Origin of the sequence: Pseudomonas sp. (assembly GCF_051660785.1) — a bacterium.
Lineage (GTDB): Bacteria > Pseudomonadota > Gammaproteobacteria > Pseudomonadales > Pseudomonadaceae > Aquipseudomonas.
The window spans coordinates 36,218-54,808 of sequence record NZ_JBOFQE010000028.1 but is presented as its reverse complement, the minus strand read 5'-3'; the positions used below and the strand labels follow the sequence as shown (position 1 = coordinate 54,808).

At 58.3% G+C, this 18,591-nt stretch carries 18 protein-coding genes; 14 read left to right on the top strand and 4 right to left on the bottom strand.

What is annotated here, in order from left to right; translation table 11 throughout:
- Positions 1-43 precede the first annotated feature (43 nt).
- The gene (locus tag ACRC4F_RS07155; protein ID WP_438658682.1) at positions 44-829 is read left to right on the top strand and encodes an IclR family transcriptional regulator; all 786 of its coding nucleotides are present in this window, start codon (positions 44-46) and stop codon (positions 827-829) included.
- Positions 830-838: 9 nt separating this feature from the next.
- Here the strand turns inward: ACRC4F_RS07155 and ACRC4F_RS07150 are convergent, their stop codons facing one another.
- Together ACRC4F_RS07150 and ACRC4F_RS07145 are read right to left on the bottom strand one after the other, a co-directional pair.
- A complete protein-coding gene (locus ACRC4F_RS07150) occupies positions 839-2,029 on the bottom strand; it encodes a thiolase family protein (protein WP_083376132.1) in 1,191 nt (396 codons plus the stop codon).
- Entirely contained in the window at positions 2,029-2,427 is a 399-nt protein-coding gene (locus tag ACRC4F_RS07145; RefSeq protein WP_083377286.1) for a Zn-ribbon domain-containing OB-fold protein, read from the bottom strand. Before ACRC4F_RS07145 ends, ACRC4F_RS07150 begins: the two co-directional genes overlap by 1 nt.
- Positions 2,428-2,566: 139 nt before the next feature.
- On the opposite strand from ACRC4F_RS07145, the gene ACRC4F_RS07140 reads away from it, so the two are divergent.
- The 4 genes from ACRC4F_RS07140 (at position 2,567) to ACRC4F_RS07125 (ending at position 6,452) form a co-directional block, all read left to right on the top strand.
- On the top strand, positions 2,567-3,268 hold the full coding sequence (locus ACRC4F_RS07140; RefSeq protein WP_223434400.1) for an SDR family NAD(P)-dependent oxidoreductase: 702 nt from the start codon (positions 2,567-2,569) through the stop codon (positions 3,266-3,268).
- Entirely contained in the window at positions 3,265-4,263 is a 999-nt protein-coding gene (locus ACRC4F_RS07135) for a fumarylacetoacetate hydrolase family protein (RefSeq protein WP_438658681.1), read from the top strand. The genes ACRC4F_RS07140 and ACRC4F_RS07135 overlap by 4 nt, the downstream gene beginning before the upstream one ends.
- Before the next feature lie 123 nt (positions 4,264-4,386).
- Positions 4,387-5,787 carry a Rieske 2Fe-2S domain-containing protein gene (locus ACRC4F_RS07130; protein ID WP_083376135.1) on the top strand — a complete coding sequence of 467 codons (1,401 nt, stop codon included), beginning with the start codon at positions 4,387-4,389 and terminating at the stop codon, positions 5,785-5,787.
- A gap of 89 nt (positions 5,788-5,876) precedes the next feature.
- Positions 5,877-6,452, top strand: coding sequence for an aromatic-ring-hydroxylating dioxygenase subunit beta (locus ACRC4F_RS07125; protein WP_438658680.1), 576 nt, complete (start codon positions 5,877-5,879; stop codon positions 6,450-6,452).
- An 84-nt stretch (positions 6,453-6,536) separates the two neighbouring features.
- Here ACRC4F_RS07125 and ACRC4F_RS07120 read toward each other — a convergent pair whose 3' ends face one another.
- Positions 6,537-7,277, bottom strand: a complete 741-nt coding sequence (locus tag ACRC4F_RS07120) for a DUF2889 domain-containing protein (RefSeq protein ID WP_083376136.1) — start codon at positions 7,275-7,277, stop codon at positions 6,537-6,539.
- 101 nt (positions 7,278-7,378) lie between these two features.
- Between ACRC4F_RS07120 and ACRC4F_RS07115 the strand changes: the two genes are divergently transcribed.
- Positions 7,379-8,179 carry an SDR family NAD(P)-dependent oxidoreductase gene (locus tag ACRC4F_RS07115; RefSeq protein WP_438658679.1) on the top strand — a complete coding sequence of 267 codons (801 nt, stop codon included), beginning with the start codon at positions 7,379-7,381 and terminating at the stop codon, positions 8,177-8,179.
- Between the two features lie 124 nt (positions 8,180-8,303).
- Here the strand turns inward: ACRC4F_RS07115 and ACRC4F_RS07110 are convergent, their stop codons facing one another.
- Positions 8,304-9,935, bottom strand: a complete 1,632-nt coding sequence (locus tag ACRC4F_RS07110) for an ATP-dependent acyl-CoA ligase (protein ID WP_438658678.1) — start codon at positions 9,933-9,935, stop codon at positions 8,304-8,306.
- Between the two features lie 183 nt (positions 9,936-10,118).
- Between ACRC4F_RS07110 and ACRC4F_RS07105 the strand changes: the two genes are divergently transcribed.
- The 8 genes from ACRC4F_RS07105 (at position 10,119) to ACRC4F_RS07070 (ending at position 18,542) form a co-directional block, all read left to right on the top strand.
- Positions 10,119-10,850, top strand: coding sequence for a TetR/AcrR family transcriptional regulator (locus ACRC4F_RS07105; RefSeq protein ID WP_263286174.1), 732 nt, complete (start codon positions 10,119-10,121; stop codon positions 10,848-10,850).
- A 347-nt stretch (positions 10,851-11,197) separates the two neighbouring features.
- Positions 11,198-12,262, top strand: coding sequence for an amidohydrolase family protein (locus ACRC4F_RS07100; protein ID WP_020300781.1), 1,065 nt, complete (start codon positions 11,198-11,200; stop codon positions 12,260-12,262).
- Entirely contained in the window at positions 12,262-13,113 is an 852-nt protein-coding gene (locus tag ACRC4F_RS07095) for a fumarylacetoacetate hydrolase family protein (protein ID WP_438658677.1), read from the top strand. Before ACRC4F_RS07100 ends, ACRC4F_RS07095 begins: the two co-directional genes overlap by 1 nt.
- Before the next feature lie 13 nt (positions 13,114-13,126).
- Positions 13,127-14,029, top strand: coding sequence for a 3-hydroxyacyl-CoA dehydrogenase (locus ACRC4F_RS07090; protein WP_438658676.1), 903 nt, complete (start codon positions 13,127-13,129; stop codon positions 14,027-14,029).
- On the top strand, positions 14,026-15,201 hold the full coding sequence (locus ACRC4F_RS07085; RefSeq protein WP_438658675.1) for a thiolase family protein: 1,176 nt from the start codon (positions 14,026-14,028) through the stop codon (positions 15,199-15,201). Before ACRC4F_RS07090 ends, ACRC4F_RS07085 begins: the two co-directional genes overlap by 4 nt.
- Before the next feature lies 1 nt (position 15,202).
- Complete coding sequence (locus tag ACRC4F_RS07080; RefSeq protein ID WP_438658674.1) at positions 15,203-15,706, top strand: carboxymuconolactone decarboxylase family protein; 504 nt, start codon at positions 15,203-15,205, stop codon at positions 15,704-15,706.
- Between the two features lie 139 nt (positions 15,707-15,845).
- Positions 15,846-17,123: a cytochrome P450 gene (locus tag ACRC4F_RS07075; RefSeq protein WP_438658673.1), complete on the top strand. Its 1,278-nt coding sequence runs from the start codon at positions 15,846-15,848 to the stop codon at positions 17,121-17,123.
- Positions 17,124-17,234: 111 nt separating this feature from the next.
- On the top strand, positions 17,235-18,542 hold the full coding sequence (locus ACRC4F_RS07070; protein WP_083376144.1) for an amidohydrolase family protein: 1,308 nt from the start codon (positions 17,235-17,237) through the stop codon (positions 18,540-18,542).
- Positions 18,543-18,591 lie beyond the last annotated feature (49 nt).

Below are 18,591 nucleotides of genomic sequence, written 5' to 3'. Positions count from 1 at the left end.
TCTCAGGCTAGAATGGCGCCACTCTAAAGTTACTGGATCGGGCATGGAACTCACTGACGTCAACGACAGCAGCAAATCGGCCGGCGCAACCCTCGTCAAGCCGGTTTCTAACGCCATACGCATCTTGCGCTATCTCAGTCAGGTGGGTACGCCGGAACGCTCAGTGGACATCGCCCGGCAACTGAAAATCAACCCTAGCACCTGCTTCAACATCCTGCGTACCCTGGTGCAAGAGGAGGTGGTCGATTTCAGTGCGCTTTCCAAGCGTTACACCGTGGGCCTGGGCCTGGCGCGTCTGGTCGAACAATTGGTGACCCAAGGTCATCGCGTACAGATGGCCAAACCGCTGTTGCAGAACCTGGCTGCGCGCCAGCGGGTGACCATCACCCTGTGGCGCAAAATGAGCCCTGACCGAATCGTCATTGTCAGCTCTGCTGCGAGCCCGACCGATGTGCGTATCGACATGGCCGAAGGTCAGCGTCTGCCGATTCTGATGGGCGCCAGCGGCCGGTTGTTCGCCACACAGATCGACCTCGACGACCCGGAAGTACAGAGCAGCTTCGAGACGATTCGCTGGGCCCAGCCACTGTCGCTGGAGGTCTATCGCGAAGAGGTCCGGGAAGCTGCCGAGCGCGGTTGGGCAATGGACGATGGGCATTTCTCGGGAGGGATTCTAGCCATTGCAGCGCCGGTCTTTTCACCGACCAACAGCATCGATTTCACCGTGTCAGCGGTGATGTTCCGTGGCCAACGGGATGAAGAGGGCCTTGCCGAACTGGGCAAGGCGCTGATCGAGTTCTGTAGAGAAGTAGCCGGCGTACTCTACTGAGGCGCGCCGTTACTCGCGAACCAGAAGCAGGCTGCCCCCCAACGGGCCGCCTCCGGCTGCCACCGTGCTGACGCGGTGTTCGCGGATTTGCCGGCCTTCGGCACGACCCCACAGTTGCAGACAGGCTTCATGCACGTAACCCAAGCCGTGGGTGCGTCCGCCAGACAGCTGCCCGCCATTGGTATTGATGGGCAGGCTGCCCTGCAGCGCAATGCGCGTGCCACCCTCGACGAACGCACCACTTTGTCCGGTGGGGCACAGGCCCAGGGCTTCCAGCCAGATCAGGGTCAAGATCGAAAATCCGTCATACAACTGCGCAGATTCGACATCCTGCGGGGTGTAGTCGGTGCGCGCCCACATCATCTCGCCGACATCGAAGGCGGCCATTTTGGTCAGGGAGATCTGATCCCACGACCAGGGCTGGTTCAACGCTGCGCCCATGGCCTCGATGCGGATCGGTTTGTTCGGCTGGTCCTGGGCGATATCACGACGGGACAGGATGATGGCGGTGGACGCATCGCAATGCACGTCGCAGTCGAACATGCGCAGAGGCGTCGAAATCATCCGCGAGGCCATGTAGTCATCCATGCTCATCGGCGTGCGGTACAGCGCTTTCGGATTGCGCATGGCGTTCTGGCGACAAGTAAGGGCTATTTGCGCCAGCTGCTCCGGTCGGGTGCCGTACTCATGGAAGTGGCGCTGAGCATACAACGCCATCAGATTGATGCCCGATTGCACATTGAACGGCGTAAACCACTGCCAGGCGTAGCTGCTGTCGCGCCCCTGGGTTTTGTTGGTCAGTGCACCGGCCTGTTTGTTGACCATGCGCGCCGACGCTTCGGTGATGGTGCGAAACACCAGTACGTGCTTGCACAGGCCCGCCGCAATCGCCATGGCCCCGTTGATCACACCGGTGAGCGGGCCGGGCCCTTCATAACCACCACCGAACCAGTTGACGTTGAGCCCGAGGGCGCTCTTCAGCGCACTGGGACCGACCGGTGAAAACGGGTCGCCATTGTTGTTGTCGCCCGGCCAGCAGGCTACGCCGTCGATGTCGCTGCGTTGCAGGCCGGCGTCGGCAATGGCTTCGAGGCAGGCATCCAGGGTCAGGCGCATCGCTGACTTGTTCGAGGGTCGCCCGACTTCCGATTGGCCGATGCCGGTGATGGCTACGTCTTTCTCATAACGATGATCGAACATCACTGATCCTTCTCGAACAGAGGCAACCACACATCCTCGACATTGAGGAAGCTGACCCGTACCGGCATGTCGATATGCACATCCGTGACCGGTATGCCCACCACGTTGCTCACGAACTGCAAGCCGGGTTGTTCAACCAGCTCGATGATTGCCACCACATAGGGCACCTCCAGGTCGGGGGTCCAAGCCTGATAGTTGATGGTGAAGCTGAGCACTTTGCCCTTGCCGGACACCGCTTGCGGCGCGACGTCAAAGCTTGCGCAATGCGGGCACAGCGGGGCGGGCGGGTGGAAATACCGGCTACAGGCTGCGCAGCGATGAACGAGCAGTTCGCCCTGTTGACCGCCTTGCCAGAAGGCGCGGTTGTCGGCGTTGAGTGCAGGCAGTTTTCTAGGCATCAGCGGTCCGCAGGTGAGTGTTTGACTTGAAGTCATACGGTATCATTTGTACATATTTTCTAAAAGTGTCATATATTCATCCGGACAAAGGCGCGAATCGACCGTTCGCGCCGTAAAACAACAACAAGAGGATTTCGCGATGTCCCAATCACTATTGGACAAGAGGGTAGTCGTCACCGGCGGGTTTGGTGCCCTCGGCAGCGCACTTGGCAAATTTCTGCTGGCGCGTGGAGCCCGGGTGGCGTTGCTGGATCGTAGCGAGGCCCCAGCCGCTTTATTGGACACGGAAAATCTGCTGTGTGTGGGCGATGTCGACCTGACTTCGGTCGAATCGGCCAGCGCGGCGTTCGAGCAGATTGCGGCGCATTTGGGTGGCATCGACGGTTTGGTCAATGTCGCGGGCGGTTTTGCCTGGGAGACCGTCGAAGGTGGAAGCCTGCTGACCTGGGATCGGCTTTACCAGATGAACGTGCGTACCGCCGTGGTCAGTTCCCAATCGGCGTTGACGCACCTGCTGGATTCCGGGGCAGGGCGTATCGTCAACATTGGCGCGCTGGCCTCGGTCAAAGCCGCAACAGGTATGGGGGCTTACGCCGCCTCCAAGGCCGGTGTGGCCCGGTTGACCGAAGCGTTGGCCGAGGAGCTGAAGGATCGTGGTGTAACGGTTAACGCTGTGCTGCCGAGCATTATTGACACCCCCGCCAACCGCGCCGACATGCCTGATGCCGACAGCAGCCGCTGGGTCACCCCGCAGGCGTTGGCGGCGGTCGTGGCATTTCTGTTATCCGATGAAGCCGCAGCGGTAACCGGTGCGCTGCTGCCCGTGAGTGGCCGCGTATGAGACTGGTGACGTATACCGATGCCGAAGGTTTTGATCGCGCGGGAGCATTGCTCAATCGGGACCAGCAGGTCCTCGACCTGCAAGACGCTTACCGCTTGCTGGAAGGTCGCGACAGTGTGGCATTAAGCAGCATTCTGGCGCTGGTTGAGGTCGGTGAGCCGGCGCTTGAGTTAGCCCGTTCGTTGGTTGCCAAGGCTCCCTCGGCGGCAGTGCTGGAGCGTGACAGCGTGAAGCTGCGCGCACCGATCCAGCCACCTCCACAAATGCGCGACTGTTCCTGCTTCGAATTGCATCTGCGCCAGAGCTTCGCGGCGGCCCGTCGCGCCCGTGCGCTGCGTACCGAAGACCCCGAAGCCACCCTGAAAGCGATGAACACACGCGCCGACGACCGGGTCATCGAGACCTTCAACAAGCAGCCCATCTACTACAAGGGCAACCGTTTCGCGGTGATTGGCATCGACGATGAATTCCAATGGCCAAGTTTCAGTCGGGCGATGGATTTCGAACTGGAGTTCGGTTGCTACATCGGCAAGCGCGGCAAAGACATCAGCCGTGAAGCCGCCCGGGCGCATATCGTCGGCTACACCATCTTCAACGACATGAGTGCCCGCGACGCCCAGGCCCTGGAAATGCCGGGCATGCTCGGCCCGGCCAAGAGCAAGGATTTCGATACCGCCAACATCATGGGCCCCTGTCTGGTGACAGCCGATGAGCTGGGTGATCCCTATGACCTGAACATGGTCGCCCGGGTCAATGGCGAGGAGTGGGGGCGCGGCAATACCCGCGATATGCGCTGGAGTTTCGAAGACGTGATTGCCCACGTGTCTCGTTCGGAAACCCTGTACCCCGGTGAGTTTCTTGGTTCCGGCACAGTCGGAAACGGCTGCGGCCTGGAGCAATTGCGTTATTTGAAGCCTGGTGATGTGGTTGAACTGGAGATCGACGGCATTGGTGTGCTGCGCACTCAAGTGGGCAAGGCGTCGAGCAAGGATTGACACGTACGTGAATGACGGAAGAATTCACTTACAAGTGCAAAGTGAATTCTATGTACATAAATAGAGAAAGTGTCTTATATTTCGCTGCGACTACTGTCGTGACGCTCTGATCAGGAGGCAATCATGCTAACAAGAACAAGCCCCGTATTGTCTGATGGAACCAAGGTCTCGGACCTCATCTATCCTTCTAGCCGTGAAGTACAAATGCGCGTGTTATCCGATCGCGAAATCTACGAGCTGGAGATGGAAAAAATCTTCGGCAAGATCTGGGTACTCCTGGGTCACGAGTCGGAGATTCCCAATTCCGGAGACTTCATGGTCCGCGACCTGGGCTCCGACTCGGTCATTGTTGCCCGTGGTAAAGAGGGCGAGGTGTACGTCAACCTCAACGTGTGCCCGCACCGCGGCATGCGCATCAGCACTGCCGATTGCGGCAACACGCAAATTCATAAATGCATCTATCACGGCTGGGCCTTCCGCCCGAATGGTGACTTCGTCGGCTCGCCTGTCGAGCGTGAATGCATGCACGGCAAGATGCTGCCCAAAGAAGAATTGGGCCTGAAAAAGGCTCGGGTCACACTGTATGGCGGTTTGGTTTTCGCGACCTGGAATATCGACGGGCCGTCGTTTGACGAATTCCTCGGCGATGCCAAGTGGTATTACGACATGCTCTTCTGCCGTTCCGACAAGGGCATGGAAGTACTCGGTCCACCGCAGCGCTTTATCGTTAACGCCAACTGGAAAACGGCTGGCGAGCAATCGGCGGCCGACGGTTTCCACACACTGACCTTGCATCGTTGGTTGGGTGAAGTGGGTAACTACGCCAAGAAAGGAGAGGGCGAAACAGCCGACCTCAGCCCGGAAATGATCGGCGTCGAGATCAGCTCGCCCCATGGCCATGCCCTGCGCTGCATCGACCTGGCGCGCAAGATCAAGCGCCTGACCGGCCTCGATCCGGCAGAGTTGAGTGTGCAGCAAAAGCTCGAAGCATTGCCGCCTGCCGGCATGACCGCCGACATGGTCGAACAGCTGGCACGCAATCTCACCGAAGATCAGTTGAAAGTGCTCACCAGCATGCCGCCGCAAGTCGGTGGGATGTTCCCGAACATTCTTTTCGGTTTTGTCTACATTCCGCAACCGGATGGCACTGTCGTCGGCTCGATGACCCTGCACGCCTACGTGCCGCAAGGTCCGGACAAGCTCGAGTTCGTCAACTGGGTATTTGCTGAGAAAGACGCTTCCCCGGAACTGCGCGACAAGATGCTCAAGCAAACCATCCAGCTGTTCGGCACGTCCGGCATGGTTGAGCAGGATGACTCCGACACCTGGCCGCACATGACCCTGGCCGCCAAAGGCGCGATGGGCCGCAAGAGCACGATGAAATACCAGGCGGTCTTTGAAACGGGCGCACCGGAGGGCTGGCCTGGCCCGGGCATCGTCAACGAAGGCTTTACCAAGGACGATACACAGTGGCACTGGTGGTTGTACTGGCATGAGCTGATGACTGCATCGGACGACCAGTAAGCGTCCGTCACGCCTGGTTTGATCGCGGCCCTCGCGGGCCGCCGTCGCTGGTATCAGCATTCACAAGAATAAAAGTGAGGGAATGACTCATGGCTCAGGTTCAACAACGCGGTGTGGAGGATATCCAGCCGGGTTCCCCAGTCGGTACCAAGCGAGTACCGGTGGGTTCGCCGATTTACAACGATGTGGTGACCTTCCTCTACGAGGAGGCCACGCTGCTTGACCAGATTCGCCTGCAGGAGTGGGCCGAACGCCTGGATACCGACCTGGTGTACACCGTGCCGCTGCGTCAGACGCGCTTGGCCGCCGAGTTAAAAGCCACCATCGTGCGCAGCGTTCAGCATTACCACGATGACTACCGCTCGATCATGGGCCGAATCCTGCGCCTGTCTGGCAAAAGCGCCTGGGCGGAAGACCCTCCCTCGCGTACCCGGCGTCTGGTGACCAACGTGTTTGTCGAAGAAACCGACAAGAGCGATGAGTTCGTGGTGACCAGTTATCTGCTACTGACCCGCAGCCGGTTCAAAGACCACCATGTCGACATCATCAGTGGCGAACGGCGGGATGTGCTGCGCCTGAGTGAGGCGGGATTCAAGCTGGCGCGGCGCGAAGTCATCATCGACCAAGCGGTGCTCGGAACCCCCAATCTGGCGGTCTTCCTCTAGTTCGTATCGGCGGTCTGGGTTGAACCCGGATCGCCGTGCTTTGAAAGCATTGGCCGCATTGCTCTTGACGCAAGAGCGGATCGACTAGTGCCGTTGTCTCAGCCATTCCTGATCCTGGGCGCACAATTTCAGCTGTTCATGACTGAAGTCCAGGGTCGAGCCCTTCATGCGCAATGCCTGCTCCGCGCGTTCGGGTTGTTGGCTGTAACAAAGAGCGGTGGTGGCGGCGTGAATCTGCTCGTCGAGGTTGTACGCGCGCCCCATGGAAATCAGGGTGCAGCGGCGCAGTAAAAGTGCCGCTTCGGCGGCTTCTTCATTGAGGGTATTCAGTGCCCAGCGTGCCATGCCTTCGCGAAGGTTGATGCCGCAATAAGGTGAAGGTCCTTCGATCAGGGTGCCGTTGACTTCCCAGGTCAGGTCTTCATTGCCGTCCCGTATCAACGTGGCGCGAGTGCGGTTGGCGATGCGCTGGCCGATGTTGACGTCATATCGGCGCTGGTGGGTACCTCGTGCGGCAGCGGCGACGGCAAGGCCCGTCAGGTCCAGCAGATGGGTGCATTGATGACTGGCATCGGTCTGTCGGGTGACGGAGTGGGCTATCCGGTCCAGTTTCATACCCAGCAGCTGCTGTAATTGATCGCAAGCCTGCGGACACAAGGAATAAGGGTAGCGCAGCGCTTCACCGCCAATGGCGGTGACTTCACCTTCATGGTGGCAGACCCAGACACGGAAGTGATGGAAGTCGTCCTCCAGGGTGGCGCGGACTTCACCCGTGCCATTGCCAGGATGAGCAATGATGTCCACGCGCCGACGAAATACACTCATCCTCAATATCCTTGTTCCAGTACTGTTCTGGCTGACGAAATCAGCTATATTTGAACACTATAACCAATAATGTTCACTAAAAAACAAGAAATGGAGTGGCTATGGCACTGCTAAACAAACAGGTCGCGTTGATTACCGGTGCAGGTGGCGGAATAGGCCGCGGCATCGCGCTGAACTTTGCCAAAGAGGGCGCTGCCGTGGTGGTCGCCGAGCTGGATGTCACCAGTGGCGAGGCCGTAGTCGCCGAACTCAAAGCGCTGGGTGCCCAAGCGATGTTCATCAAGACTGACGTGTGCAGCAAGGCCGATATCGAAGCCGCCGTGCAATTGGCCGTTGATCAGTTTGGTGGGCTGGACATTCTGGTCAACAACGCATTTGCGCCAACGCCCAATGTTCTTCTCGAAGAGAAGACCGATGCAATGCTGGAGAAAACCCTCGGTTCTACAGTGTGGGCGGCCTGGTGGGCGATGAAGGCCGCGCTGCCCCACATGAAAGCGCGGGGTGGCGGCAAGATCATCAACTTCTACTCCATCGATATCGAGATCGGTGCCTGGTTGCATGGCGACTACAATACGGCGAAGGCAGCGATCGTGGGGCTGACTCGCAGCGCGGCCTCTGAATGGGGGCGGTTCAACATTCGAACCAATGCCATCGCGCCTACCGCGATGGGTGCCACGTTCCACAAGCTTGCTGCGGAGAACCCGGGGTTTGCCGAAATGTCCGCATCGATGCGTCCTTTGGGACGCTGTGGCGAGCCTGAGGCGGATATTGGGCCGGTGGTGGTGTTTTTAGCGTCCGAGATGTCGCGGTTTATCACGGGTGAAACCATCCACGTCGATGGTGGCCTTCATCTGCCCGGTTATAACTCCCGCCCCAAAGATATTCCCGTACGCGAGTATTGAGTTCACCCGATTAATGCAGGAGCAAGCTCACTCCTGCAAAGGCGACACCAAGGCCCTAGAGACGCGAAAGCCCGCTGCAAGGCGGGCTTCGACGTTGGGCGGCCGACACATGCGGCCAGGACAATTACTTTTTGGACACCACAATCGAAGTAGTTTCCAGATCCCAGGTTGTTTGGGTCTTGCCTTCATCACGCAGCAAATACTTCAACACTCGTCCCTGCGGATTTTTCGGCAAACTGCTGCGAAACTCGATATAGCGCGGCAAGGCATAGTAGGGCACCGAGTCGGTGGCCCAATGGAACAGTTGCTCCGGCTCAAGCGTCACGCCTTCATGTAGCACGGCAGTCACCTTCACATCATCCTCGCCTTTATCAGAAGGCACGGCATGCACCGCGACCTCAGCCAATGCCGGGTGTGAAGCAAAAGCGGCTTCCATTTCAAAGCTGGAAATGTTCTCTCCCCGGCGACGCATGTAGTCCTTCTTGCGGTCGACAAAGTAGAAGAAGCCATCATCATCGAATTTGCCAACGTCGCCCGTGTGGAACCACATGTTGCGCATCAGTTTCTGGGTGTCTTCCGGGCGACGCCAGTAGCCCTGGAACATGATGTCAGGACGAAGTGGGCGCACCACGATTTCGCCAGCGGAGTTGGGCGGCACTTCTTGATCGAGGTCGTCGACGATTCTGACGTCAAAATCCGCAATACGTTTACCCGACGAGCCGGGCGCGGCGTATTCACCGGCAGCCAGCGAAGTGATAACGCAGGCTTCGGTCAGTCCATACCCGTTGCCGCCTACCAGCCTGGTGCCGAAGCGCTCGCGCCAGATCTTCTTGGTGTCTTCGGTGTAAGGGTTGCCGCGGGCGGTATGGATCTGCTCGACGCAGCGCAGCATTGCCTCGTTGTCTGGCGCCTGGGCGAGGAGGCCGCCCATGCCGCCCAGGATAGAGGCAATGGTCGCGCCCGAGCGCTCCACTTCCGGCCAGAAGTTCGAGACCGAGAATCGCGCAAGAATGGCGGCGCGCGCACCCACCAGAATGCTGGCAATGATCGATACGCACAGAGCATTCATGTGGAAAAGTGGCAACGGCGTGATGGTCACGTCGTCGGCACTGGCCGGGCCGGCGCGAAGTTGCAGGCGCGCCAGATTGCACATGAAGTTGTAGCTGATCATGCAGCCCTTGGAAGGGCCCGTGGTACCCGAGGTGTAAATCAGGCAGGCAAGGTCTGAAGGTTGCGGTTTATTGGCAAGTGGGGTGGCGTCATGGCCACGCCATTCATCCAGTGGCGCAATGCGAATCGGGCAATCAGGTACTGCCTCAAGCGTGCCACGGTGAAGAATGTGGTGGACGTCCTGCAGTTGTGCGGCGAGCGGGGTGATGCGTGGCAGGTAGGTCGATTCGCAAATCACCACCGAGGTGCCGGTATCGGCGATCTGATGGCGGAGAAACTCGCCCTTGAGCGCGGTGTTGATCGGCACACTTACAGCGCAGAGCTTGTTGATGGCCAGCCAGGTGGTGACGGCATCGATGTTGTTGTCCAGCATCGTCAGCACGGTTTCACCGGCTTTGACGCCCAGGGTGGCCAGTGCGTTGGCCATCTTGGTCGAGAGTGAGTCAACCTGAGCATATGTGTATAACTCACCACTGAAATCCAGCAATATTTTGTCTGGATGCCTTGCTACCGCACGATCTAACGCATCAATGACAGTGTCTCGTTCTCCCACTGCCCAGGTGTCTGGATTTCCACTGCTGCCCATCAGTTTTCTCCTTTTAGGCACCCATACCGGTCGGGTTACCTGATTTTATTTTGAAGAGAGAATCCGATTCTAAATACAAACTACGCAAATGTCTTTAGCTAAAAGTTGAACATATAGTGTTATTTATGCACAGATCCTGTGTTAACGTTGCACAATTCTTACTCTTCATGAGCCCGTCACTCCATGCCAAAAGCCGCATCCAAGAAAGCAGACGCGCCTGCGCCGGCTCCCAGATCCAAAAAAAATGCGGCGCCTGATGCTGGGGCGAGCCCGGTTAAACCCGTAGAACGCCGTGCTGCCGCCAACTCTGTGGCAGGCACCAAGGTCAAGCCGAATCGCCGTTCGGAAGAAACCATTGCCAACATCCTCAAGGCCACTGAAGAAGTCGTGCTGATGTCTGGCGCGGATCGTATTTCGATCCTGGATGTTTGCCAGGTCGCGGGCGTTTCCCGTGGCACCTTTTATCGCTATTTCGCCTCGCAAGAAGACTTGCTGGACACCTTTTCGCGCCACAAGCGCGAAAGTTTTCACAGCTCGCTGTCCCAGGAACTCGGCCACATCAGTGATCCGGAAGCGCGCTTGAATGCGCTGTTTGCCTATCTCGACAACTACCTGGAACAAAGTCGGGCGCGGCGTCTTCTGGTGGTTGCTCCCGACTACGCGCTGGGTTTCTTCCGACGGATTTTCCACGATTCGATCGTGCGCTTTCAGGATGGCCTGGGGATCGTTTTCGACGATTGGGACGAGCGACTCGGGGTGCGCCTTGACCGTGAACTGATCTGCGAAATGATCATTCGGTACGTGTTGAGCGAAATCCTCGTACCAGAAGCAGCGGGGCGTCGATTGTTCCCGGTCCGGGTGAAAAAACTCCTGGGCGCGCTGATCATGGGGTCTACCTCGCGCACACGCCGCTGACGTTCAAGAACTGCCCATCACGCTATCCAAAGCCCCCGTATATCGGGGGCTTTGCGTTTCCGTACGCTAATTTTTCCCCGCCTGCATTCCACTCTTTTTCGAGACTGACTCGAAGTTTTGCACCCCTGCAAGCATTTTTCCGACTCGGGTTGAAGGCTCTGGGTCAGGCCTCTTCGTGCGTCGATAAAATAATTTGAACAGTATTTTGATTTCTGCTCAATTTAATCTTAAGCTCTGGTCTTGGCAGTGAGCCGTCGGCTTCCCCTTTTCGTGGCAACGTGAACCAGGCCACGTGAAGGCACCGCACAAATAACCAACAAAAAGTGCCAACTTCGAGGTACCTAGACATGCTTATCGATCTTCACGCCCACGCACCGCACCCTGGCTATTACAACCAGCACCCTCACTGGGGCCCGTTCTTCGAGCAGCACGCCGATGGCGATATCAAGCTGCGTGTAGGTGACTGGATTCTCGGTCTTGGCTCGCCAGAGCGTAAGGCTGCCGTGCGCTCCGGCAAGGGTCCCAAGCTTGAAGAGTATTTTGCGCGCTGGGCTGATCCGAAAGTGCGCTTGGCTGGCATGGACGCAGCGGGACAAAACCTGCAGGTGGTTTCCGTTCCGTCCCACTGCTACATGTACTGGACCGAAGCAGAATTCGCCGTACCTTTCGCCCGCACCGTCAACGAGACGCTGGCGGAATACTGCTCTGCAGCCCCTGATCGACTGATGTTCTGGGCTCACGTGCCTTTGAATGCGCCAGAAGCGGCGGCGGCTGAATTGCGCTATGCCTGCACCGTACTGGGTGCCAAGGGTCTGGTCGCTGGCGGCGCCAACTTCGGCGGCCTGGAATTCGATTCGCCGGAACTCGACGTGGTGTGGAAAACCCTCTGCGACCTGGACTTGCCGATGTTTATTCACGGCTACAACCAGTCGGTCACCTGGGGCAAGAACGCCAACGACGACCGCTACGAAACCACCGCTATCGTTGGCATGCAGTACGACGAAAGCCGTTGTTTCTGGAACCTGATTTGCGGTGGCGTACTGGATCGCTTCCCTGACCTGAAGGTGTACATCACCCATGGTGGCGGCTATGTCCCGTACCAGCTCGGTCGTCTGGCCAAGACCAACGAGAACCTCGACGTCAAATACAACAAAAAGCCGCTGCTCGAGTACATGAAAAACTTCTACTTCGACGTAGAGCTGCATGAAGTACCGATGCGCCAGGCCCTGGTCGATATCATCGGTGCAGACCATGTGCTGTACGGCAGCAACTTCGGCGGCAGTGATGCCGTGCGTCATGACCTGACCCATGGCCTGAAGTTGTCCGACGCCGACTTGCGCAAGATTCGCTATGAAAACGCATGCCGCTTGCTGCACATCGATCCTGCCAAGTTGGGCAAGGTAGGTGCTTGATGAAACTGGCGCGATGTGAGTATTTTGAAACAGGCGTTTTTTGGGCGGTGGTCGATGTCGCCCAAGATCAGGTGACGCCGATTTGCGGCAATTTCAAAGACTGGGCGCCCGGCGTGGCTGCCGGACGCGGCATCAGTTCGTTGCGTTTCGCCGGCCCAGCGCTGCCACTCTCCAAAGTTCGCCTGTTGCCACCGATAGAACCCGTAAACCGCGTGGTCGTGGCAGGCGCCAATTACGCCAAGCATTTGGTGGAGTTTGGATTAAGTGCGCCGTCCCAGCCAGTCGCCTTTCTCAAGGCCTATGGCGCGCTGATTGGCGCCAATGACCCGATCCGCTTTCCACCGTTGACTGAAGAGCTCGATCACGAAGTTGAATTGGTAGCGGTCATCGGCAATGACGATATTGACCTGGAAAACCCGCTTGCTTGCGTGCTCGGTTACACCGTCGGCAATGACGTCAGCGCTCGAGACCTGCAGCGTAGCGGGCCGGCGGGTATTGGCATGGATCTGTTCGCAGCCAAAAGCCAGGATCAAACCACCGGACTTGGTCCCTGGATCGTCACGAAAGATGAATTTCCGCAAGGGTCGCCGACGCTGCGCCTGACCTTGAAAGTAAATGGTGAAACGCGCCAGGACGGCTCCACCGGCGAAATGACCTGGGGTGTTGATCATCTGATCCGCTTTGTCCAGCAGCGCTCGAGTTTTGCCTGTGGCGATGTGTTGTTCACAGGGTCGCCGGCGGGAGTGGGGATGGGCACCGGTCTGTTCCTCAAGGAAGGCGATGTGGTCGAAGCCAGCGTCGAAGGCATTGGCACGTTGCGCAATGTGGTCAGTAAAAAGAACCGCGCCTAATCGAGAGCCAAACATGAACGCCAATAAAGAAAAAGTAGTCGTCGTCGGTGCGGGTCTGATGGGCACCGGAATTGCGCATGCGTTCGCCAGCTCCGGCTTCAGCACGGTGTTGGTCGACACCAATGCCGCTTCCCTGACAAGCGCCAGGGCGAGCATCGAAAAAATCCTCGCCGATGGCGTGCGCCTGGGCAAAGTCAGCGAAGAAAAAGCCCAGCAATCGTTGGCCAATCTGCTGACCTGCAGCGACTTGAGTGAAGCGGCGAGTGGTGCCAATTGGCTGGTGGAGACGGTCTCCGAGCAGTTGGCAGTGAAGAAGGCGGTGCTCGCGCAGGCGGCGCCACTGCTGGCGCCGGACGCGATTATCGCGACCAATACGTCGGCCCTCAGCGTGACCGAAATTGCGGCGTCAGTGGAGTGTGCAGATCGTGTAATCGGCATGCACTTCTTCAACCCCGTGCACAAAATGAAACTGGTGGAGCTCGTGCGGGGGTTGGCGACCAGTGATGAGGTGGTGGCGCGCACTCGCACCTTCTGCGAGCAGATTGGCAAAACCTCGATCATCGTCAACGAATCGCCAGGACTGACCACCAGTCGCATGTCTGCCCTTTTGGGTAACGAGGCGATGTGGATGCTGCAGGAAGGCACCGCGACCGCCGAAGACATCGACACGGCACTGCGTCTGGGCTTCAACCATCCGATGGGCCCGTTGGAACTGGGTGACCTGACCGGTTGGGATACCCGGCTGTCTGTTCTGCGCTATCTGCACCAGACCCTGGGTGAGAAATTCAGGCCGTGCCCTTTGATCATCAAAATGGTTGCTGCCGGGCGACTGGGACGCAAGTCAGGGCAGGGGGTTTACCGCTATGAAGAGGGTAAACAGGTTCCGGGTTCAGGGCTCAAGGCGAGTGCGCTATGAAAGACATCGTCATTGTAGATGCGGTCCGCACGCCGATCGGCAAGTTCCGCGGCAGCCTGGCTGGCGTACGCGCCGATCACCTGGGGTCGCTGGTGATCAGTCGCTTGCTGGAGCGGGTCGATGTGTCGCCCACGCTGATTGATGACGTGATCTTCGGCAATGTCACGCAAATTGGCGAACAGTCCGCAAATATTGCCCGCACGGCTTTACTCGGTGCCGGTTGGCCGGTCACCGTGCCGGGACTGACCATCGACCGCAAATGTGGTTCGGGCGAAGTGGCCGTGCATCTGGCCGTTGGCGCTATCGCGGCGGGATCCGCTGATATCGTAGTGGCGGGTGGCGCGGAGAACATGAGTCGCGTGCCCATGGGCAGTAACCGCGAAATCCACGGTGAGGCGTTTGGCTGGATGGCAGCGCAACGCTATGAACTGACCAGTCAGGGCGAGGCTGCCGAGCGTATCGCCGACAACTGGTCGCTTAGTCGCGATGCGCTGGATGATTTCGCTTTCGCCAGCCATCAGCGCGCTGCCGCGGCGTCCGATGCCGGTTATTTCGATAATGAAATAGTGCCGGTTGAGGTCGAGGAGCTACGTGAGCAGGTGCTGACGGAGCCCGCTGTTGTGTTGCGCCAGGATGAAACCATTCGCCGTGATACTTCGCGGGAAAAGCTGGCGACGCTTAAAACAAGTTTTCGTCCGGACACGGGTCGAATCACCGCTGGCAACTCATCACAGATCTCCGACGGAGCAGCAGCATTGCTGTTGATGAGTGCCGAAACCGCGAAAAAACTCGGGCTCAGGGCTCGAGCGCGGATTGTGGCGTTCACCACCGTCGGCTCCGATCCAACATTAATGCTCACCGGCCCCATTGCTGCCACTCAAAAGGTGTTGAGCCAGGCTGGGCTGAACATCAACGACATCGACTTGTTCGAGGTCAATGAAGCGTTTGCCTCGGTGCCGCTCGCCTGGATGCAGGAGACAGGTGTGTCGCACGACAAGTTGAACGTCAACGGTGGTGCTATTGCACTCGGTCATCCTTTGGGTGCCAGTGGTGCACGATTGATGACCACCTTGTTGAACGAGCTTGAACGCCGAGGCGGGCGTTTTGGCCTGCAAGCCATTTGCTGCGCCGGCGGCATGGGCACGGCGACCATCATCGAACGGCTCGATTGATATGGCGCGCCTACCACTGATCCCGCTGGATGCCATGCCGGCTGCGTTGCAAGACGCGGTGGAGCGGGGCCGGCGCAGTCGCATGCTCAGTTCAACGACGCCGGTGCAGGTCTGGGCTCACCGACCCAAGGTAGCCCTGGCCTGGCTGGGTTTGATGGAGAGCCTGCACAGCGACAGCCTGCTTGATGAGCGTTTGCGCGAGTTGGTGCGGCTGAAAATCGCCAGCATCACCACTTGCCAGGCCTGCCAACTGGCGCGCAAGTCCGACGCAGTGACGGAAGAGGATATTGCGTGCATGGCCACAGACAGCGAGTCCTTCACGCCAGCCGAACGTGCCGCGTTGCGTTATGCGGAGTTGTTTGCCAGCGATTACCTGGACATTGACGACACGCATTTCTTGCGGCTCAGGGAGTTTTTCTCTGACGCCCAGGTGGCTGAGCTAGGGCTGTACTGCGCCCTGATGTTGGCGGGTGGCCGCATGACTCTGGTGCAGCAGGCCTACTGACACGTCTCGCAGTACAAATAGTTGATCAAATAACTAATAAGTGTCCAATGCAGATCCAGTCGGGCCTATTATCAGCCAGAAGGCAGGGCCTTTAGCAGCTGCCTGACAAAAAATAATGACAAAAATAGCGGAGACGATCATGTCCACACCGGCGCAGAACGACCTGACGAAGGCTTTCACCGATGTAGCCAGTAATTATCGCGGTACCAGCGATATCGACCTGCACGCGACCTACCGCGATATGCGCGCCAATTCGCCCGTGCTGCAAGGCAACTTCATGGCGAGTCTGGGCGTGCCATCGATTGCCGGCCTGGATGCCAGCCGGCCGACCTTCACACTGTTCAAATACGACGATGTCATGGCGGTCATGCGTGACGCCGGCACCTTTACCAGTGGTTTTATCGCCGAGGGGCTTGGTGCGTTTTTCGATGGCTTGATCCTTACCGCAATGGACGGGGATGCCCACAAGAATATCCGTAACCTGCTGCAGCCGGTATTCATGCCTGAGACGGTGAATCGCTGGAAAGAAACCAAGATCGACCGCGTGATTCGTGAGGAGTACCTCAAACCGATGGTGCCGGCCAAGGGTGCCGACCTGATGGACTTCGCCCTGTATTTCCCGATTCGGGTGATCTACTCCTTGATCGGCTTTCCCGAAGACCGTCCCGAGCAGATCGAGCAGTACGCAGCCTGGGCGCTGGCCATCCTGGCCGGCCCGCAAGTCGATCCGGAAAAAGCCGCCGCCGCCCGCGGCGCCGCGATGCAAGCTGCACAAGCTTTGTACGACGTAGTGAAAGTGGTGGTGTCCGAGCGTCGCGCTGAGGGCGCATCGGGCGATGACTTGATCAGCCGGCTGATCAACGCGGAGTATCAAGGACGGTCGCTGGACGATCATGAAATCGCCACTTTTGTACGCTCATTGCTCCCGGCCGCCAGCGAAACCACGACTCGCACCTTCGGTACCTTGATGTCGTTGCTGCTGCAACACCCGGAGGTGCTGGAGCGGGTGCGCAATGACCGCAGCCTGGTCAACAAAGCCATCGACGAAGCAGTGCGCTTCGAGCCCGTGGCCACTTTCAAGGTGCGTCAGGCCGCGAAGGACCTGGAGATTCGCGGTGTAGCCATCCCCAAAGGGGCAATGGTGCAGTGCATCGTGACCTCGGCCAATCGCGACGAAGACGCCTTCGAAAACGCCGATAAATTCGACATCGACCGTAAACCCAAACCATCGTTTGGCTTCGGCTTTGGCCCGCACATGTGCATCGGTCAGTTTGTGGCTAAAACCGAAATCAACTGCGCACTGAATGCGATCCTCGACCTGATGCCCAACATCCGTCTCGACCCCGACAAACCCGGGCCGCAGATCGTCGGCGCACAGCTGCGCGGTCCGCACTATCTGCACGTGCTATGGGACTGATGGACTGGTGTTTGAATTAATATGAACACATTCAAAAAATGTGTGTAATTAAGCGATGATGTGCACTATGATTCAGGCACAACAACAAGCCCGAATGCGAAGGGGAAAACAATGAAAGTTGAAGATCTGATTCTTGTCAGCGTCGATGACCACGCGATCGAGCCGCCCAATGCTTTTGCTCGCCATATGCCCGCCCGTTTCAAGGGGCGTGAGCCGCATGTGGTGAAAAAAGGCGATCGTGATGTGTGGGTCTTCGAGGAGCAGGCCACTGGCTACATGGGCCTTAACTCCGTGGTCGGTCGACCAAAAGAGGAATACGGCATGGAGCCACTGGGCTACGACCAAATGCGTCGTGGTACCTGGAACATCAAGGACCGCGTCGACGACATGAACGCCAACGGCGTACTCGGTTCATTGTGCTTCCCCACCTTCCCGGGCTTTGCCGGCCAACGTTTCCAGGTACATGCTGACCGCGATGTGTCGATGGCAGCCATCCAGGCCTACAACGACTGGCATTTGCACGATTGGTGCAACGCTGCGCCAGGCCGCTTCATTCCGCTGATGATCGTGCCGTGGTGGGACATGAAAGCCGCCGCTGCCGAAGTCGAACGTCTGGCCAAACAGGGCGTGCACGCACTTTCGCTGTCGGACAACCCGGCCATTCATGGCTACCCTTCGATCCATAGCGATTACTGGGACCCACTGTGGAAAGCCTGCAGCGATAACAAGGTGGTGATCTGCTGCCATATCGGTACCGGGGTGAAAGCTCAGCACGCTTCGGATTTGTCGCCTATCGACGCCTGGATCACCTCCATGCCGATTTCCATCGCCAACTCTGCCGCTGACTGGATCTGGGCGCCGATGTGGAAGAAATTTCCCGACCTGCGCATGGCCCTTTCCGAAGGTGGCATCGGCTGGATTCCTTACCTGCTGGAGCGCGCTGACTTCACCCACCGTCACCACAACGCGTGGACCAATTCCAACTTCGACGGGAAGATGCCCAGCGACATCTTCAACAAGCACTTCATCACCTGCTTCATCGAAGATAATTTCGGCCTGAAGAATCTCGATTACTTGAACGCCGAGATGGTCACGTGGGAAAGCGATTATCCGCACTCCGACTGCACCTGGCCAAACTCACCGGAGACCGCGTGGGAAGGGTTGCAGCACCTGCCCAAGGAGATGATCGACAAGGTCACTCACTTGAACGCAATGCGTGAGTTTTCCTTTGATCCGTTCTCCATCCATGGTCGGGAAAACTGCACGGTCGGCGCGCTGCGGGCTCAGGCCACGCACGTCAGCATCGAGCCGGCCCTGGGCTTGGGTGGTGCCGATCACGGTCGCCATGACAACAAGCCGGTCACCTCCGGCGACATCAATGCGATGTTCGCCGACGCTGACGCGCAAACCGCGTTGTAAGTTGCCGCTGTTCCTCCAGTCGTCGGCCAACGGCGGCTGGGGAATAGTT

Bases quoted from the DNA above. Each gene is read 5' to 3' on its own strand.
- ACRC4F_RS07155 (WP_438658682.1), top strand. From the start codon at position 44: ATGGAACTCACTGACGTCAACGACAGCAGCAAATCGGCCGGCGCAACC.
- ACRC4F_RS07150 (WP_083376132.1), bottom strand. From the start codon at position 2,029: ATGTTCGATCATCGTTATGAGAAAGACGTAGCCATCACCGGCATCGGC.
- ACRC4F_RS07145 (WP_083377286.1), bottom strand. From the start codon at position 2,427: ATGCCTAGAAAACTGCCTGCACTCAACGCCGACAACCGCGCCTTCTGG.
- ACRC4F_RS07140 (WP_223434400.1), top strand. From the start codon at position 2,567: ATGTCCCAATCACTATTGGACAAGAGGGTAGTCGTCACCGGCGGGTTT.
- ACRC4F_RS07135 (WP_438658681.1), top strand. From the start codon at position 3,265: ATGAGACTGGTGACGTATACCGATGCCGAAGGTTTTGATCGCGCGGGA.
- ACRC4F_RS07130 (WP_083376135.1), top strand. From the start codon at position 4,387: ATGCTAACAAGAACAAGCCCCGTATTGTCTGATGGAACCAAGGTCTCG.
- ACRC4F_RS07125 (WP_438658680.1), top strand. From the start codon at position 5,877: ATGGCTCAGGTTCAACAACGCGGTGTGGAGGATATCCAGCCGGGTTCC.
- ACRC4F_RS07120 (WP_083376136.1), bottom strand. From the start codon at position 7,277: ATGAGTGTATTTCGTCGGCGCGTGGACATCATTGCTCATCCTGGCAAT.
- ACRC4F_RS07115 (WP_438658679.1), top strand. From the start codon at position 7,379: ATGGCACTGCTAAACAAACAGGTCGCGTTGATTACCGGTGCAGGTGGC.
- ACRC4F_RS07110 (WP_438658678.1), bottom strand. From the start codon at position 9,935: ATGGGCAGCAGTGGAAATCCAGACACCTGGGCAGTGGGAGAACGAGAC.
- ACRC4F_RS07105 (WP_263286174.1), top strand. From the start codon at position 10,119: ATGCCAAAAGCCGCATCCAAGAAAGCAGACGCGCCTGCGCCGGCTCCC.
- ACRC4F_RS07100 (WP_020300781.1), top strand. From the start codon at position 11,198: ATGCTTATCGATCTTCACGCCCACGCACCGCACCCTGGCTATTACAAC.
- ACRC4F_RS07095 (WP_438658677.1), top strand. From the start codon at position 12,262: ATGAAACTGGCGCGATGTGAGTATTTTGAAACAGGCGTTTTTTGGGCG.
- ACRC4F_RS07090 (WP_438658676.1), top strand. From the start codon at position 13,127: ATGAACGCCAATAAAGAAAAAGTAGTCGTCGTCGGTGCGGGTCTGATG.
- ACRC4F_RS07085 (WP_438658675.1), top strand. From the start codon at position 14,026: ATGAAAGACATCGTCATTGTAGATGCGGTCCGCACGCCGATCGGCAAG.
- ACRC4F_RS07080 (WP_438658674.1), top strand. From the start codon at position 15,203: ATGGCGCGCCTACCACTGATCCCGCTGGATGCCATGCCGGCTGCGTTG.
- ACRC4F_RS07075 (WP_438658673.1), top strand. From the start codon at position 15,846: ATGTCCACACCGGCGCAGAACGACCTGACGAAGGCTTTCACCGATGTA.
- ACRC4F_RS07070 (WP_083376144.1), top strand. From the start codon at position 17,235: ATGAAAGTTGAAGATCTGATTCTTGTCAGCGTCGATGACCACGCGATC.